Source organism: Petrotoga sp. 8T1HF07.NaAc.6.1 (assembly GCF_016772115.1).
Taxonomy (GTDB): Bacteria; Thermotogota; Thermotogae; order Petrotogales; family Petrotogaceae; genus Petrotoga; species Petrotoga mobilis.
The window spans coordinates 34,723-52,137 of sequence record NZ_AUPG01000005.1 but is presented as its reverse complement, the minus strand read 5'-3'; the positions used below and the strand labels follow the sequence as shown (position 1 = coordinate 52,137).

Annotated in this window: 15 protein-coding genes and 1 pseudogene; all 16 read left to right on the top strand. The window is 35.1% G+C overall.

Features of this window, described 5'->3' with window-relative positions; genetic code table 11:
- Nucleotides 1-4 precede the first annotated feature (4 nt).
- The 16 genes and pseudogenes from NAAC61_RS04565 (at nucleotide 5) to NAAC61_RS04490 (ending at nucleotide 17,407) form a co-directional block, all read left to right on the top strand.
- Nucleotides 5-922, top strand: coding sequence for a glutamate formimidoyltransferase (locus NAAC61_RS04565; protein WP_012209170.1), 918 nt, complete (start codon nucleotides 5-7; stop codon nucleotides 920-922).
- Entirely contained in the window at nucleotides 919-1,386 is a 468-nt protein-coding gene (locus tag NAAC61_RS04560) for a 23S rRNA (pseudouridine(1915)-N(3))-methyltransferase RlmH (RefSeq protein WP_103065915.1), read from the top strand. The genes NAAC61_RS04565 and NAAC61_RS04560 overlap by 4 nt, the downstream gene beginning before the upstream one ends.
- A 62-nt stretch (nucleotides 1,387-1,448) precedes the next feature.
- Nucleotides 1,449-2,711: an adenylosuccinate synthase gene (locus NAAC61_RS04555; RefSeq protein WP_121958831.1), complete on the top strand. Its 1,263-nt coding sequence runs from the start codon at nucleotides 1,449-1,451 to the stop codon at nucleotides 2,709-2,711.
- Between the two features lie 20 nt (nucleotides 2,712-2,731).
- Nucleotides 2,732-4,204, top strand: coding sequence for an NAD(P)H-hydrate dehydratase (locus NAAC61_RS04550; RefSeq protein ID WP_146026668.1), 1,473 nt, complete (start codon nucleotides 2,732-2,734; stop codon nucleotides 4,202-4,204).
- Nucleotides 4,205-4,274: 70 nt separating this feature from the next.
- Nucleotides 4,275-4,874, top strand: a complete 600-nt coding sequence (locus NAAC61_RS04545; protein WP_121958829.1) for a thiamine diphosphokinase — start codon at nucleotides 4,275-4,277, stop codon at nucleotides 4,872-4,874.
- 15 nt (nucleotides 4,875-4,889) lie between these two features.
- On the top strand, nucleotides 4,890-5,366 hold the full coding sequence (locus tag NAAC61_RS04540; protein ID WP_103065911.1) for a metallophosphoesterase: 477 nt from the start codon (nucleotides 4,890-4,892) through the stop codon (nucleotides 5,364-5,366).
- Nucleotides 5,367-5,384: 18 nt separating this feature from the next.
- On the top strand, nucleotides 5,385-5,975 hold the full coding sequence (gene yihA / locus NAAC61_RS04535) for a ribosome biogenesis GTP-binding protein YihA/YsxC (RefSeq protein ID WP_121958828.1): 591 nt from the start codon (nucleotides 5,385-5,387) through the stop codon (nucleotides 5,973-5,975).
- Nucleotides 5,976-6,008: 33 nt separating this feature from the next.
- The gene (locus tag NAAC61_RS04530) at nucleotides 6,009-7,796 is read left to right on the top strand and encodes an ATPase (RefSeq protein ID WP_202695384.1); all 1,788 of its coding nucleotides are present in this window, start codon (nucleotides 6,009-6,011) and stop codon (nucleotides 7,794-7,796) included.
- Complete coding sequence (locus tag NAAC61_RS04525; protein WP_202695383.1) at nucleotides 7,789-8,421, top strand: SIR2 family NAD-dependent protein deacylase; 633 nt, start codon at nucleotides 7,789-7,791, stop codon at nucleotides 8,419-8,421. The genes NAAC61_RS04530 and NAAC61_RS04525 overlap by 8 nt, the downstream gene beginning before the upstream one ends.
- 434 nt (nucleotides 8,422-8,855) lie before the next feature.
- Nucleotides 8,856-10,160, top strand: a complete 1,305-nt coding sequence (gene asnS, locus NAAC61_RS04520) for an asparagine--tRNA ligase (protein ID WP_237729770.1) — start codon at nucleotides 8,856-8,858, stop codon at nucleotides 10,158-10,160.
- Between the two features lie 20 nt (nucleotides 10,161-10,180).
- A pseudogene (gene ruvB / locus NAAC61_RS04515) lies at nucleotides 10,181-11,237 on the top strand (Holliday junction branch migration DNA helicase RuvB).
- Nucleotides 11,230-11,925, top strand: a complete 696-nt coding sequence (locus tag NAAC61_RS04510; RefSeq protein WP_202695382.1) for a YggS family pyridoxal phosphate-dependent enzyme — start codon at nucleotides 11,230-11,232, stop codon at nucleotides 11,923-11,925. Before ruvB ends, NAAC61_RS04510 begins: the two are co-directional and overlap by 8 nt.
- A gap of 114 nt (nucleotides 11,926-12,039) precedes the next feature.
- A complete protein-coding gene (locus tag NAAC61_RS04505) occupies nucleotides 12,040-12,342 on the top strand; it encodes a YggT family protein (protein WP_012209158.1) in 303 nt (100 codons plus the stop codon).
- Nucleotides 12,343-12,347: 5 nt separating this feature from the next.
- The gene (locus NAAC61_RS04500; RefSeq protein ID WP_103065906.1) at nucleotides 12,348-13,172 is read left to right on the top strand and encodes an NAD(+)/NADH kinase; all 825 of its coding nucleotides are present in this window, start codon (nucleotides 12,348-12,350) and stop codon (nucleotides 13,170-13,172) included.
- An 18-nt stretch (nucleotides 13,173-13,190) separates the two neighbouring features.
- Nucleotides 13,191-13,949: a phosphate signaling complex PhoU family protein gene (locus NAAC61_RS04495; RefSeq protein WP_103065905.1), complete on the top strand. Its 759-nt coding sequence runs from the start codon at nucleotides 13,191-13,193 to the stop codon at nucleotides 13,947-13,949.
- Nucleotides 13,946-17,407, top strand: coding sequence for an LptF/LptG family permease (locus NAAC61_RS04490; RefSeq protein WP_202695381.1), 3,462 nt, complete (start codon nucleotides 13,946-13,948; stop codon nucleotides 17,405-17,407). Before NAAC61_RS04495 ends, NAAC61_RS04490 begins: the two co-directional genes overlap by 4 nt.
- The last annotated feature ends 8 nt before the right edge of the window (nucleotides 17,408-17,415 follow it).

The following is a 17,415-nucleotide window of genomic DNA, read 5'->3' as shown; positions in this document are numbered from 1 at the left end:
AAAAATGAAAATCGTAGAAACTCTACCAAACATCAGTGAAGGGAAAAACAAAGAATTAATCAACCGAATCAAAGACCTTTCTGAGAATTTTGATAAGATTTGGTTTATTTCTTGTAAAAGTGATGAGTACTTCAATAGAAGCTTCATCAGTGTTGTAGGTGAATTAAACGAAATAGAGACTTTCTTATTCGAAATGGTGAAAATATGCGTGGCAAATATAGATCTCAGAAATCATAGTGGGTATCATCCAAGAATAGGTGCCGTAGATGTCATCCCGATTGTACCGCTAATATCTACAACCTTTGATGAGGCGGATAATCTTGTAAAAAGATTAGCAAAAAAAATCTCTGAAAGTTTTGAATTGCCTATATATCTATACGAAAAATCAGCCAGAAACGATTATCGTAGAAATATTAACACCTTAAGAAAAGGTGAATTTGAATTCTTAGCAAAAAAAATGTCTTTCCCTGAATGGGAACCAGACTTTGGTCCAAATCATCCTCATCCCACTGCAGGAGCAACTATTATGGGGGTTAGAGATTTTCTAATATCTTTGGAATTCCATATTAACACCTCAGACAGATGGCTAGCAGAACAAATAAAACAAGAAATAAGTTTGAATTTACCCGCCAGTGTATTTTTAGAAAGAAAACAAAACGGTAAATTCAGTCTCACTCTAAATGCAAAAGAAGGGGATGTATCACTCTATTTGCTCTACAGCAAAGTTAAAACGATAATAGAACATTTTGGCAGCGAAATAGAAAAAGTAACTCTCCCATCTCCTTTAACGGGAAAATTGTTTTTACATTCGTTTAAAAACTTAATCGGTAACTTGGATGGAGAATTATTTACAATAGAAGAAAAATTGCTAACCGAATCACAGATCACCAAAACAAAACATATTTCAAACGAGGAAAAATGACTAGAATCATAGTCGTAGGACCTTTAAAAAGTCCCTATATAATAGATGGAGTCAAGCAATATTTAAAGTGGATAAAGAAATTTGAACGAATTGAACTAATACAACTTCCTTTGTCCGGAGATTTAAACAAGACACCACCTTCAATTTACAAAGATAAAGATTTCAAAAAGTTTGAAAAATATTTCCCGGATTCTTTCAACGTTTTATTGGATGAGAGAGGAGAACAAATGGATTCTGTAAAATTTTCTGAATTTTATGACCGCACAAAAACCTCTTCGCAAGGGAAACATATAAACTTCATTGTTGGTGGTCCTTTAGGACATTCTGATAAAATTTCCAATAAAGCTGATTATATTTTATCGTTATCTAAAATGACTTTTACCCACGAATTTGCGGTTTTGATTCTTTTAGAGCAATTGTTTAGAGTTAACAAGATATTGCACAATGAAACCTATCATTATTAAAAAAATTACAATATTTTTTATCACAGGAAGGGAGGAAGGTACGGTATCATCGTACAAAAATCATGAAAAAAATGTCGATTGTAGGTGCCCAATGGGGCGATGAAGGTAAAGGTAAGGTTGTCAACTATTTTTCAGAAAAGTTTGAATGGATCGTACGTTTTTCTGGAGGGGCGAACGCAGGTCACACTATCTATTACAAAGACAAAAAATATGTGAATCATATGCTTCCTTCTATTATGCCCAATTCTCAATCTAAAGGTTTTTTAGGTGCAGGAATGGTTTTAGATTTAGAAAAACTTGTAGAGGAACTAAATATACTAGAAGCTGATTTTCCTGGAATGTCCTCTAAATTTTACATTGATTTAGAAGCCTTTTTGGTCCTCCCGTGGCATAAAGAAGAAGACGAAATTATAGAAAGTATGAGAAAAAAGCCAATTGGAACAACAAAAAGAGGAATCGGACCTGCCTATACCGATAAGGTATCAAGGGAAGGTATAAAACTCTACTACCTGTTTGATGAAAAAATGCTTAAAGAACGTTTAGAAGACATATATTACCTAAAAAATAGTCTGTATGGGAACAAATTAAAAACTTCAAAAGATGATGTGTTTGAATACTTGATGAAAACCAAAAATGAATTGGAAAAATTGAAGATAAATTACGCTAGTGCGGTAGAGATGGGGAATGTTTTCAGAAGTACATCGGTACTGTTTGAAGGAGCTCAAGGCGTTTTGTTAGATTTAGATTTTGGCACCTATCCTTTTGTCACCTCATCTTCGTGTATGGCTCATGGAGTTTCTTCAGTTGGATTTTCAACGTTTGAATTAGATGAGGTGTATGGGGTACTCAAAGCCTACACAACACGGGTAGGATCGGGACCTTTCCCAACAGAAATCTTTGGAGAAGAAGCTCACAAAATTAGGGAATTGGGAAAAGAATACGGTGCGACAACAGGAAGGCCAAGAAGGGTTGGTTGGTTAGATCTCCCTGCTTTGAGATACGCAAAAATAAGATCTGGTTTAACAGGGCTTGTAATCACCAAGGCGGACGTTTTAAACGGGTTAGATAAGATAAAAGTTTGTACACATTATGAGGTCAACGGAAAAACAAAAGATACTCCATCCTCCTCGTACGACTTTTTTGTTGCCAAACCTATTTACACTGAATTGAACGGTTGGAAAGATACCAACGATATTAATTTCTTAAAATATTTATCGTATATTGAAGAACAAATCGGTGTTGATATTGACTACATTTCTTACGGACCAAAAACCGAAGAAATGTGTTCAAAAAATGATTTGATCTTGAACATGGAAAACAAATAAAAAGTTTAGAGGTGAAAAAATTGAAAATACTCACTTCTTCCCAGGCAAAATTAATAGACAAATTGACTATAGAGAAAGGAATAGCCCCAGAAACGCTGATGGAGCAAGCGGCTTTTTCTGTAGCTGACATAGCGGAAACCTTTGAACCAAATTCCATTCTATGTGTAGTAGGAAAGGGTAACAACGCAGGTGATGGTATTGCAGCGGGTAGGATCCTAAAAAATAGAGGCTACAACGTTGAAATACTTATAGTAGGCGATCCAACTCAAGGGAGTCCTGGCTTTAAAAAGCAACTTGAGATCGCCAAAAAATACGAAATTAATATTTATCGCTTCAACGTTGACAAAATTAATTATTCGCAATACGATCTCATAATAGACGGGTTAATAGGTATAGGCTTGACAGGAGAAGTCAAGGGGGAGGTTGCTGAAGCGATAACACAAATAAACTCTTCAGGATCAAAAGTATTATCAGTTGACGTTCCATCGGGAATATCATCTGACACAGGTGAAGTTCTAGGAACGGCAGTTAAAGCCGATCAAACGGTTACATTCGGCTTTTTAAAAATTGGCCATCTACTCTATCCTGCAAGAGAATATTGTGGAGAAATAAAAGTTGCTCCTCTATCTTTCGACAACTCGCTGGTAAACTCAATCAATCGAGAACTCATACTAGAAGATACCGTTAAGAACTTACTTCCAAACAGGCCTGAAGACTCTTACAAATACAAATTTGGAACGGTTCTAATACTCGCAGGCAGTGAAAAATACCCTGGTGCCCCTATCCTTTCAGCTATTGGAGCTCAAAGAACTGGAGCTGGTATGGTTAAACTGATTACACCAGGTGATTCATCAAACGTTTTAACTCTTGAACCATCCATAATCTATAAGTCTTTAAAAAAAGAACACTTTGAAGAAAAAGACGTTGAAAATTTAAAGGAAGAAATCGAAAAATCCAACGTTATAGTTTTAGGTCCCGGTATAACTGAAAATGCAAAAGGCTTTGTTAAAAAATTAGTTGAAACCTACAAAGATAACAAATTATTCGTTTTAGATGCAGATGCTCTATCCATTTTAAAAGATAAAGATGTAAAATTAAACAGAAATTTTGTTATAACCCCTCATGTAGGAGAACTATCAAAGGTTTATAAAAACTTAAAAAACGACGTCTTCGGCTTGGAAGAGTACGCAAAAGAGTTGAACTGCACCATCGTATTCAAATCATCAACTACCTTGATAACAAACGGCGAAAAAACATATTTCAACATAACAGGGAATTCAAGTCTAGCCAAGGGAGGATCGGGAGATTTACTATCAGGAGTTATCGGATCGTATATTGCTCAAGGTTTAACAACGATGCAAGCTTGCCTAATTGGAAGCTATGTAGTATATAAAACTGCAAGAGATTTATCTTTAGAGTACACAAACTACTGTTTAACACCAAAAATAATTGCTGACAATCTATATAAGACAATCCATTTATTAAACTCATGAACCTATAATCCAATTAGGAGGCGATCAAATTATAATCTATATAATATCTGGAGCAGAACAAAGAAGCTCTTTGGAATTTTACGAGAAAATGATACAAAAGGCATCCTTGACAATCGCCTGTGATGCTGGAATCAAAATCTTCAAAAAGTTAAACTTACCACCTAACTATTTAATAGGAGATTTTGATTCTGCTTCTATTGAAGACCTTCAGTGGGCTGAAGATAACAACACAGAAATATTGAAATATCCAAAAGAAAAAGATGAAATCGACACGGAATTGGCTTTAATATTTCTGAAAGAAAATCACTATAAAAACGTTATATTATCAGGGGTTTTGGGTAATCGCATCGATCAAGAAATGGCAAGTGTATTTCTCCTAGCCGAATACATAGATCTAAATCCCGTTATCCTAGAAGAAGACGTAAAAATTGGTATAGTAAATAAAAAAGTGGAAGAAGAAGCCCGGATCGGTGAAAGTTGGTCCATTTTAAGAATAGGAGAACCCGTTAGGGGGCTTACTCTTAAAGGGTTCAAATATCCATTAAATAAAAAAGATATCTTTGATTTCAAATCCCTAGGAATCAGCAACGAAGCTAAAGAAAACAAAATAGAAATATCCGTTGAAAGTGGCATGGTCGTTTATATCAGATGGATCGACAAAAAATGGTAAGCAGGAGGCGATCTAATGTGGTTAGTATTATCAGATTCTCACGACAACATGGATAAACTTAAAAAGATCCCAGATATAATCCAAAGGTACAATGTCGATACCATTTTCCATTGTGGAGACTTTGTAGCACCTTTTACTTTACCATATCTAATCTATGACGATATCGATTTTTATGGTGTCTTCGGTAACAACGACGGAGAAAAGTTACTACTTTATGAAAGATCAAATAAAAAGATAAAAAACGGACCCATTACCATAGAAAAAGATGGTAAAAAAATATTTCTGATGCATGAACCATATTCCTTAGAAGCCGCTGAAAATTCAGGGATTTATGATTATGTATTTTTTGGTCATACCCATGAAATAGTAAATAGGAAAACCGGTAAAACCGTTGTACTAAACCCAGGAGAATTTTCTGGATGGCTAACTGGGAAGGCAACTTATGGTATAATAGATCCTAATGAAGCAAAAGTTGAAATCAAAGAACTGTAGAGGAGGACCATCGACATTTTGAAAGTATACAAAGCTCAATTAATAAAAACCGTCTACAAAATTGAAGATCTCCCACCACCAGATAAAAAAGAAATCGCCTTTGCAGGGAGGTCCAATGTTGGAAAGTCAAGCTTTTTGAATGCCATTTTAGGCATTAAAATAGCAAAAGTAAGTTCTACTCCAGGAAAAACCAGATCCATCAATTATTACTTGGTGAATGATAAATATTACTTTGTTGATTTACCGGGATACGGTTTTGCAAGTGTTTCAAAACAGGAAAAAGAAAGATGGAACGTACTGATGAACGAGTACTTTAAAACCAGATTTTCTTTGAGTGCCGTTTCTTTGCTTATCGATCATAGACATATGCCTCAAAAATTGGATTATGCTATGGTAGAATGGCTCAAAGATCTAGGAACACCTTTTTTGTTTATCTTAACAAAATCTGATAAATTAACGAAATCTGAAAAAGCTAAACTTTTTGAAGATATCAAAAGAAGTTTTTCAACTTATGGTGAATATATATATATGCCTTTTTCCTCAAAAACAAAAGAAGGGTTAAAAGAGGTTTTGAAAACCATCGGCGAAATATTAGGCGAAGTTGATTAATTTCTAAAGACCGTTAAAAGGGAGGGTTAAAAAATGAGTTATGAAAGAACTGTATTGATTCCCGGGGAGGTATCTTATAGTAACATATCTCAAATACTAAACTCAAGTTATCTACTAGAAATAATTTCAGAATTAATCGAGGATGCCGAAGAGACACGCAATACGTTGTATCCTTTTTTTCAATTATTTCTAGTAGATGAAACCAAACAAAAAGTTCATGAAAGGTACGATTTAGAACAAATCCGACAACTACTCTTAGCATTATCTTTAAACAGCTTAGACCATTTGGATGAATCCTCTTACTTTAGTTTCCCAAAATTATCTTCATACAGAGAAACGTTGGCTCTCTTTGTTGAAGATACTTTCAATCTATGGCGTTCAAAACACAGATTCATGAAAAAAGCGGATCCATTTAGTCACAACTCAAGAACGAGAATTCACAAACAAATATCCTTAGTTAAAAACAACTCTGATTTAAAAAGCTTAGTCTTGGGAGTATATAGACAAATCCTTGTTAATATATCAGCCAGAAGGGTAAAAGTGCTCAGGCAACTTCCCAGTGGAGCTCAAGCTGGATTTATAGTTGATCGACCTAGAACAAAACCAGAAGCTCAAATAGCCGACGCTGATTTTTTATACAACATGGAATATGTTTGGAGCGTAGTATTGGAACCACCTGTTATCTTTTATACATACTCAAATAAAAGAAGAGGGGTATTCAAAGTTGTCGATCGCCCTATATTAAACAAAATTAATATTGAAAATCCACAGGATTGGCTGGTGTTCCCTATATACGTTAACGACAAATTGATATTCGTTGTTGTTTACAAGGAATACTTTGCGATGGCAGCAGGTTTGGCAAATTTGTACGAGTTTGCAGATTTTGAAAGTTTAGAAAACAGAAGACCTGATGGCATATACATTTTCGGTATGAATAAAAGTTTTTTTGAGGATGAAGACGATTACAATGGTATTATCTATAAAGAAGATGATGGAACTTACGTAGGGCTTGTCGGAGATGATCCTTCTATAGACTACTTTGGTTATATGAAGAAAATGGTATTGACGATTCACAACTTAATAGTTATAGACGAAGATAGACTACCAATTCATGGGGCTCTAGCTGAAATAAAGTTAAGGGACGGAAAAAGTTTCAACGTAATGATAATGGGAGATAGTGGAGCGGGAAAATCTGAAACATTGGATGCCTTAAATAGAATAAGAAAACAAGTATCCGAAGTAAATATATTGATAGATGATATGGGATCATTAGATATTTTAGAAGATGGAACCGTGGTTGCGTATGGGACAGAAACTGGTGCTTTTGTCAGACTAGATGACTTACAACCAGGTTATGCCTACTCCGCTATGGATAGAAGTATCTTTTTGAATCCAAACATAACCAACGCCAGAGTTATAGTACCATACTCCAATTACGAAGATATCATAAGACCTACTAAAATTGATTATTTCTTTTACGCCAACAACTATGAAAAAATAGATGAAAATAAACCACCGATCGAATTTTTTAATGACGTAGATAAAGCGTTAGATATATTCTCAAAAGGTGCCAGAATGGCAAAAGGTACCACTTCAGAGAAAGGTCTAACCTATAGTTACTTTGCCAATCCTTTTGGTGCGATCCAAAGAAGAGAAAAACACGAAAAAATTGCTAGAAAATACATGGAAACTCTAATGAAAAGTAACGTCAAAGTCGGGACACTTCGAACTCAACTTGGTGTAGAAGGCTACGAGGAAGAAGGTCCATTAATAGCCGCCCAAGAACTTTTGAAGTTTTTAAAAGGAGAAAAAGATGTCTGAAGTTGCGAAAAAATGTGCCGAATTAATTTATAATTCAAATTCCATTGCGGTCTTAAGTGGTGCGGGGATGTCTACTAACGCAGGTATCCCCGATTTCAGAGGCCCTAACGGGATCTACACGAAGGCAAATATAGAAAATCCTGAGAGAATTTTCGATTTAGATTATTTCTATCTGGATCCTTCTTTGTTCTATAAGTTTCACAAAAAATTTTTGGAGTACATAACGAAAGCAGAACCAACCTTTACTCACAAATTTTTAGTTCAACTTGAAAAGGAAGGAAAATTAAAAGGGATAGTAACTCAAAACATAGACTCTTTACACCAAAAAGCCAGCTCAAAAAAAGTCTATGAAATCCATGGAGGATGCTGGAAAAATTACTGCACAAAATGTAATAGAGAATATTCTCAAGAAGAAATATTAGAAAAGGTCAACAACGAAACAGTACCAAGGTGTGATAACTGTGGTGGAGTAATAAAACCAGACATAGTATTCTTTGAAGAACCCGTAAAATACTTAACTGAATCGGAAGTTTTGATGAAAAATTCGGAACTTGTCTTGGTTTTAGGATCCTCTCTTGCGGTTATACCAGCAGCAATGCTGCCATCCCTAACTAAAGGAAGATAATTGTTGTAAACAAAGGTGAAGTATCAGAAATGTACCTTCCACCAGAAAAGGTAGCTCTTATTGTTAACGAAGAATTGGATACTTTTTTTAAAGAAGTTGCCAAAGAATGGGCGGGGAGCGGGGCAAAGGGGCGCTAGAACAGAATCTTAAAGGGTTTACCCTTTTGCAGCCTTGTGCAAGATTTATTAAAACAAAAATATGAATTTGGGGATCTTAAGGGGCAAAGCCCTTTTGCATCCTTGTGCAAAAAAAATTTATTAAAACAAAAATATGATTTTGATTCTGGGGATCTTAAGGGGCAAAGCCCTTTTGCAGCCTTGTGCAAAAAAATATTTTAAGTTTGCTGCAGTATGCAAACTATGTTTTTAAATGATTTTGAACTTGAATTTGGGGTTTTTAAGGGGGGGACCCCCTTAACGTCCGGAGGTGGTAGTATGATTCCAAAATGGGTATATATAAAAGACTTCAAAAAACACATCAATGAAATAGTAGAATTTCGGGGATGGGTATGGAACAAAAGAAGCAGCGGTAAAATTGCTTTCTTACAGTTAAGGGATGGAACTGGTTTCATTCAAGGAATAGCTGAAAAAAAGGATTTTGATGATGAAACCTTTGAAAACATAAGAAAAATAAAAATGGAAAGCAGCATAATCTTACAAGGAACCATAAAAAAAGACGAAAGATCTCCTGAAAACGTTGAATTACATATAACTTCTTTCAAAAAAATACAAGAACCCATTGAAGACTATCCCATTTCTAAAAAAGAGCATGGCATAGACTTTTTAATGGAAAATAGGCATTTATGGATCAGATCAAGAAGACAGTTTCATATCTTAAATATTAGAAACGAAATTTTAAAGGCAATTAGAGATTTTTATAATCAAAATAATTTTACCTTGATAGACACCCCTATATTTACTGGTTCTATAGGGGAATCTGCTGGTAACACATTCAAATTAGACTATTTCGATTATGGAGAGGTATATCTAGCACAAACAGGTCAACTTTACTTAGAAGCTGCGGCGATGTCCTTTGGAAAGGTGTACAATCTAGGCCCTACATTCAGATCCGAAAAATCAAAAACAAGAAGACATCTAATCGAATTTTGGATGAATGAAGCCGAAGTAGCTTTTTATAAACATGAAGACAACATCAAATTACAGGAAAACTTAGTTTCTTTCATAATCAAAAGGGTATTAGAAAATGCTTCTGATGATCTAAAAGAAATTGGTAGGGATACAAATAAACTACAAAAAATTCAACCACCTTTCGAAAGAATGACTTACACGCAAGCAATTGATTTTCTTAAGAAAAAAGGGTTTGAAGTAGAATGGGGAGAAGATTTCGGCGCGGATGAAGAAAGTGTACTGGCTTCTCAATTTGAAAAACCACTCTTTGTGGAAAAGTATCCTAGGAAAGTTAAGGCTTTCTATATGCAACCTGATGAAAACAACCCTGATGTTGTACTCTGTGACGACTTACTTGCCCCCGAAGGTTATGGAGAAATAATAGGGGCTTCCGAAAGAATATGGGAAGAATCAGTCCTAATAGACAGATTAAAAGAATTCAATCTTCCTTTAGATCAATACCAATGGTACATAGATTTAAGAAAGTTTGGTAGCGTTCCACACAGTGGTTTCGGTTTAGGCGTTGAAAGAACGGTTGCTTGGATATGTGGTTTAGAACACATTAGGGAAGCTATTCCTTTTGCAAGAACACTTTACAGAGTTTATCCATAAGATCCTAAGGAGTTTTTAAAATGATCGAAAAAGAAAATACAAACCCAAAGAGGTTACTGGATCCCTCTTTTATTGGTGAGGATACAGGATCAAAGAAATTAAGACCAAATTACTTGAATGAATTTATAGGCCAGGACAACATAAAAAAAAAAGTTAAAGGTCGCGATAGAAGCTGCTAAAATAAGAAAAGAAGCGATGGATCATGTAGTTTTAGCAGGTCCTCCTGGTTTAGGTAAAACAACCCTAGCTTATGTAATTTCAAATGAGCTAGGTGCTAATTTGCAAATTACAAGCGGTCCTGTAATCGAAAAAGCAGGAGACCTCGCTGCCATCTTAACCAACTTAGAAAATGGCGACGTACTATTCATAGACGAGATCCACAGGCTGAATAGAACCGTGGAAGAAATCTTATACTCAGCTATGGAGGATTTTCAACTTGACATTGTTATTGGGAAAGGACCTTCTGCTCGTTCTATAAGGATTGACTTACAACCTTTCACGTTGGTAGGTGCCACTACCCGATTAGGCCTTATAGCCCCACCACTGAGAAGTAGGTTTGGCATAATTTTGGAAGTCGATTTCTACTCTCCAAAAGACCTCAACTTAATCATAAAAAGGAGTGCAGACATACTCAATATAAAAATAAAAGAAGATGCATCTCTCATTCTAGCTCAAAGATCTCGGGGAACCCCCAGGATCGCCAACAGACTCTTGAGAAGAGTTAGGGATTTTGTCCAAGTTTCTGGAAAAAACATCATAGAAGCTGAAGATGTGGACAACACAATGAAATTATTAGAAATGGATGAAGATGGCTTAGATAAAATGGATCGAAAAATTCTTAAAACAATAATAGAAAACTATGAAGGTGGGCCGGTGGGTATAAATGCCTTAGCTTCATCGATTGGGATAGAACCCGATTCAATCAGCGAGGTCTATGAACCATTTCTACTACAAGCAGGTTTCATTATCAGGACCCCTCGAGGTAGGGTGGCAACTGAAAAAGCCTACCAAAAACTAAATTACACCTATAAAACTTCCAATCACAATATCAGTTTATGGGGGGAGCTTAATGAATAATTTTCTAATAGAAAATTATCACACCTTGTTAAATGAGATCCAACAAGTTACAGAAAAATCAGGTAGAGATCTGAACTCTATAAAATTAGTTGCTGTTTCAAAGAATTTTCCAAGTGATAACATAAAAACATTATACGAAGAAGGTCATAAAGATTTTGGAGAAAATAAGGCTCAGGAATTAAGAGAAAAATATGAAGATCTCAAAAACCTTGACATTGTATGGCATTTCATAGGCAGGATACAAACCAACAAAATAAAATACATCGTTCCTATCGCAGAATATATACATTCAGTTTGGAGAATGAAAGAAATAGAGGAAATTCAAAAAAAAGCCGAAGAAATAAATAAAACACAAAAAGTTCTTCTAGAAATAAACATATCTGGTGAACAATCAAAAGCCGGACTCATTCCAAGTGAAGTAGAGGCTTTTTTGCAAGATGCAACATCTTTTAAAAATATAAAAATAATTGGTCTAATGACGATGGCTCCTTACACTGACAACGTTGAGGTTATAAGAAACGTCTTTCGAAGCTTACGAGAACTCAGAGGCAACCTAAATAAAAAATACCCTTCGATAAAGGAACTATCTATGGGAATGACTAACGATTACAAAATAGCTATAGAAGAAGGTGCCACTCTTTTAAGAATAGGAACAAGAATCTTTGGCAACCGTTATCTTCCAGAATAGGGTATAAGGTTAATAAGCAAAACTCATATACCTTCCTTAGAAGGGTGGGGAGCGGGGCGAAGGGGCGCTGACACAAAGTTTTAGAGTTTTTAACGATAACACAAGGAGGAAAAAATGTTCGTAATAGCAAATCTTTTAATAGCATTAGCAAGTATATTAAGAATAGCAATAGTATTTTTTGAATTTTGTATAATTGTATCCGCTTTATTAAGTTTCATCATGCCCTTCCAATACAACAGACTTCGAGGTTTTATTGATTCAGTTGCTAATATAATTTTGAATCCAATAAGAAGATTTATACCCACAGTTATAGGCAACATAGATCTATCTCCAATGATTGCCTTTTTGATATTGATGTTTTTAGATAGATTTTTGGTACAATCTCTATTGGAGTTAGGCTATAGGATTGGAGTGTAATTTTTATGAAGATCTTTATCTTTTACAATCCACTTAAGCTTTCTAACGATGACCTTGAAGAAAACATATTAAAACCTTTTAATGAAAGCAATATAGAGGTTCTTGGTTACGCTGCGGCAGGTTCAACCGTAGAGGAAAAACAAGCCCAAGCAGCCGATTTTTTCGTGATTTTTGGGGGCGATGGGACGGTATTGAAAATAGCTGAAATTGCCGCAATATTTTCAAAACCGGTAATAGCAGTTAATACTGGGAATTTAGGGTTTTTGAGTTCTTATTCCAGTTCTGAGATAAAAGAATTGATCGAAGATATACAAAAAGAAAACATTTCTTTTTCATTTCGACATCTTTTAGAATGTCATGTAGGCACCAAAAAAGTCGTTGTTTTAAACGATATCGTCTTATTGAAAAGCCAACCATTAGGTACTATGAACGTTGATGTAAAAATTGAGGAACACACTTTATTCTCATTCGCTGGAGACGGATTAATTGTATCAACGCCGACAGGATCCACTGCGTATGCCTTATCTGCTGGAGGTCCCATAATTCACCCCGAATTGAATGTTGTTCAGCTCATCCCATTAGCCGCCCATGCCCTCAACATTAGGCCTTTCATAGCTCCTCCAACGCAAAGGATAGAGATCATTTTGAAAAACATGAGCAAAGGCTTTGTATATGTAACCGGGGATGGAGATATCATTCATAGGATGGAACCAGGGATGTCAATATTTGTGACTTCCAGTGAGATGACGATAAAACTTGCCCAAAGAAATGGCAACAATTATCTCAACGCGTTGGATAAAAAATTAGGGTTTGGCAGAAGGTTTGAATAATTTTAGGAGGCATATAATTTGTTCAAAAAAGAGAATGTCAGCCAAATCAACAGCATCAGTTTAAATCGATTGACACGATATTTGAATAATGTTTTGAGAATGGGTAGAATAGTTCAAGAAATGTACTATAAATTTGGGGATGCTTATCTCGAAAGAAACGATAAATTAGCAAAAGAAATAATAAATCAAGACGACAGATTAGATTTCATCGAAGCAAGCCTAAATTATGAAAGCGTTATCTTATTGTCCTCTGGTAATTACACAGGCATTTACTTAAAAGCTTGTTTCATGAGCTCAAAATTAGTCCAAATATTTGAAAACATGGGAGACATATGCGAAAAAAATGCCAAATTGATAATTGAAATACTCAAAACCCCTTCTACTGTAAACGCTACAAATTTTGAGGACAGTTTGGAATTAATCAAAGAGAACCTTTCACTTGTTTTATCCTCACTATCAGATTTGATCAATATCAAAGCCGCCAAATTGATGACAGATCAGGTAAAAGAAAGTTTTTTTGAAAAAGCCAAGAAAAGTTGTATTCTCAACGAAGAAGTGAAAGGACTGATCGAAGCCTACAAATCGTACTTGTACAAGTCCAAAGAATCTATTAAATCCGCTTCTCTTCATATAGAAGTCTTAAACAATTTAGCAAACTTTTCAGATTTTATCACAAACATCTCTGAAAATATCATTTGGGCGTTGACAGGGGAACTGTACAAATGTAGAAATAACGATTTAGAACTCTTCTATTTCTTGGGAGAAGAGAACCCATGAAGAAGCTCTTCAAATACGTTTCAAAAGAATTCATACCGCCATTTTTTATGGGCTTAATTGCTTTTATAGTCTTTGTGAGCTTGGAGTTACTTTACCAACTATCTGAAATAATCGTTAGAAACAATGTGGGATTTTCAAAACTACTGATATTGATTTGGTATCACCTACCATATTTTATCTCTATGGGCATTCCTGTGGGAGTGCTTTTTGGTATATTTTGGGTTATTTCAAAACTCTCCTCTGCAAACGAAATAATTGCTCTACAAACGTTGGGAATACCGATGAAGAAATTAATCATACCTTTCATGACGATTTCTCTCTTGTTATCTTTTTTCACATTTGCACTCTTCAACACCATCGTACCCGTATCAAACTACAAGGCAAAAGAAGCTATGGCATTGTACGTCTATCAAAGGCCTCAAGCACAGATCGAAGAAAACCAATTTGTGGATGTTGGTGATGGAAGATACCTCTTTGTAAAACAGATAGATAGAGAAAGTGGAATTTTATACGACGTGCTCTTATACGAGGTTAAAAATGATTACACCGCTGTTTTTAACGCTCAACAAGCTCAAAAAGGTCCTGACGGTTGGTACATGAAAAACGGAAGGATGTTCAGAACCAACGAAGATGGATTTCTCGACTTAGACATAACTTTTGATCAATTGCAACTCGATATTCAAGAAGATGTCGAAGAATTTCTGAACTTCTCTAAAAGTGCTAATGAAATGACCTCAAAGGAACTAAAAGAAAAAATAACTACTTTTTCCAAACTTGGTTTGGATGTCTCCGGTCTAATAGTTTCTTACCAGTCAAAATTTGCTAACTCGTTGGCTCCCTTAGTAATTTGTATTTTAGGAATTGCCTTGTCCCTGTTTTTAAATTTAACAAGTAAATCTTGGAGTGTAATTACGACTTTTGTGCTGGTAATAATTTATCAAGGTTCTGGCGCTTGGTTGTCTGCTTTGGGAAAAGAGCATATAATAAATCCAACGATATCCGTTTGGATCCCCAACATAATATTTGGTATTATTGGTACTTTTCTATTCTTAATGCTGGATACAAGAGTATCTTACAAACTTCTCGAGCCTTTGAAAAGGGTCTTTTCTATAATATTGTTTATTCTTGTTGGTTCTTCCTTTTTTTCTGCACCTGTAAATATAACGAGTGAAGATTTTTATTTGAAAGATGATCTGTTATTTTTAGAAGGTAACGTCTATGTAGAGTATGAAGGTTCCACGATAAAAGCCGATTCAGCTCAAGGTGAATTAAACGAAGATGGAACGATTAAAGCAGCGACTTTCTTTGGAGATATAACTTATCTATATGAAGATATCTCTATACAAGCCTCAGAGATAACCGTAAACTTCGAGGAAGATTCCGCAGTCTTTGTAAATTCATATACCATACAAAAGTATAAGGCAGAGAAAGAAATAGATGTCCGCATATGGTCTGAAAGCATGGAAAAGCCGATGCAAGAAAATATAATAGAAACAAACCAGACGAAATTAACAACATGCGAGGACTGTATAACTTATTACTTCTCAGCCAGGAAAGTCGACATATTTCCAGGATATTTTTTAATAGCCAGAGATGTGGTACTTAGTTTTTTCGGGGTCCCCGTTCTATACCTACCTTTCTATTTTCAAAGTTTATCAGAAGATGAAGAAGAACCCATGTCTCTCACGTTTGGATACGATAACAACGAATTTTCCCTACTAACAGAAATTAATTATAAGTTTGAAAACGGATCGAAAGTCCACTTATCTTACAACACGGCCAACGATCTAATCACACAAGAAACAGATCAAGAAGTGACACTAAAATACGGTGTCCCTTTTCTATATGGAAGCTTGTATCTATCTACAGGTCTGAATTCTCCAGATACCAACGATAACAACTTAGGAGTTTCTTACCAATTTTTCGAAGATAACGAAGTCAGTGAAATTGCAAAATTGGAGTTAAAAGTTCAACCAGCAACAAAAGAAAAATCCCTGTCGTTAAATATCCCAAAATTGGAAACGAATTTGGGAGACCTTAAAAACATACATTCACACATTTATTGGGATTCTAAGGGATTTGATGATATTCTATTTTTAAACGTTGAATCTCAAGCCTTTCAAAAGAAATATGGCAGATCTTTGATCTCTTTATCAAAGCTCAAGCTCAACTCTCATTCATATGGGGACATATCCAACCTTTCTATGGATCAGATATGGGATACGAAAGAAAGTGAAATAGATATTGAAGGAAAGTACAACTTCTATGAAACATTTGCCAGAATGTACGGCGATTTTGATTACGCTTACACCACCGTCGCAACAGAAACCACCAAAAATCGATTAGAAACTAAAAATACTTTCTCTTACAAAGATACCCTTTATGAGATTGATAGAAATAATTTTGATTTAAAATTCAACATGGAGGATTCAATTCACTTCAACTATAACAACGATTTTATACCGGGTGAAGATTACTCTTCTGGAAAATCGCTCTTTGATTACTCTTTAGAACCGGGGTTAGAAATTGATTTAGGTGTTTTCGAATTTGGTAACTCATTAGAATACGTAAAGGTCTTAGAAAACTCCCTCACTCCCTCTGCCACAGACGAATTGAATTACAACGATTACGTAGGGTATTCTTTCTCTCTTTTTGAAAAAAATTTTACAAACTCTGCAAAGTTAAACAGAAGTTTTGATCTGAGAAACGCTGAAAATTCCCCAGATTTGCAAGAAATGGAACTTCAAACTCAAACCAACATAAATCTATTCAACACTAAAAATACCTTACAAACACAGACCAAGTTTGATACTACTGATCCCAATACGATCCAGCCGGATACAACAAACATCAAACTAACCAACGTCATTGGCCCTTTAACCCATAGAAGTGAGTTTGATTATGGCCATCAAGAAGAGATTAAGGTAGATTATATTGAAAACAGAGAAATTTTGAGGTACAATAGAAATCGGCTACAATTGGATTATAGGTATTATATTCATGAACAAACATTCACCAAAAAGATCCCAGAGGTTTTAACGTATTTTCTTTTTTATTATGAAGGTAACAAAATTTACGGGGATTTTGACATGAAGGAAGAGTACACTGTCTACGACTTAGACCTAAATTTCTTGGAAAAAAGTTCAAATTACTCTTTTGGAATAGATACAACCTACCGCATTTCAGAGTCTCTTGAAACGGGCTTCGACATAAACAACAGGGATAAAAGTGAATTTGCAAAAATTACCTTTGATTATGACATAGAGGATCAAAGCTGGGATTTCACAGAGTTTGAAATACAGAAAAAAATTGTGTGCTGGACGTTGAACGTACAGACTAAATTTTCCTTACTACCCCAGTTTGATTTAGCCTCGTTCAGAATATCTTTTTTTATCAATTATATACCCGATAAAAATATCTCATATGGTGATGATGGGTTTGAATTTGGATTAATGTGAGGAGGAAT

Coding starts and splice junctions, on each gene's coding strand:
- NAAC61_RS04565 (WP_012209170.1), top strand. CDS start 5: ATGAAAATCGTAGAAACTCTACCAAACATCAGTGAAGGGAAAAACAAA.
- NAAC61_RS04560 (WP_103065915.1), top strand. CDS start 919: ATGACTAGAATCATAGTCGTAGGACCTTTAAAAAGTCCCTATATAATA.
- NAAC61_RS04555 (WP_121958831.1), top strand. CDS start 1,449: ATGAAAAAAATGTCGATTGTAGGTGCCCAATGGGGCGATGAAGGTAAA.
- NAAC61_RS04540 (WP_103065911.1), top strand. CDS start 4,890: ATGTGGTTAGTATTATCAGATTCTCACGACAACATGGATAAACTTAAA.
- NAAC61_RS04530 (WP_202695384.1), top strand. CDS start 6,009: ATGAGTTATGAAAGAACTGTATTGATTCCCGGGGAGGTATCTTATAGT.
- NAAC61_RS04525 (WP_202695383.1), top strand. CDS start 7,789: ATGTCTGAAGTTGCGAAAAAATGTGCCGAATTAATTTATAATTCAAAT.
- asnS (WP_237729770.1), top strand. CDS start 8,856: ATGATTCCAAAATGGGTATATATAAAAGACTTCAAAAAACACATCAAT.
- NAAC61_RS04510 (WP_202695382.1), top strand. CDS start 11,230: ATGAATAATTTTCTAATAGAAAATTATCACACCTTGTTAAATGAGATC.
- NAAC61_RS04505 (WP_012209158.1), top strand. CDS start 12,040: ATGTTCGTAATAGCAAATCTTTTAATAGCATTAGCAAGTATATTAAGA.
- NAAC61_RS04500 (WP_103065906.1), top strand. CDS start 12,348: ATGAAGATCTTTATCTTTTACAATCCACTTAAGCTTTCTAACGATGAC.
- NAAC61_RS04490 (WP_202695381.1), top strand. CDS start 13,946: ATGAAGAAGCTCTTCAAATACGTTTCAAAAGAATTCATACCGCCATTT.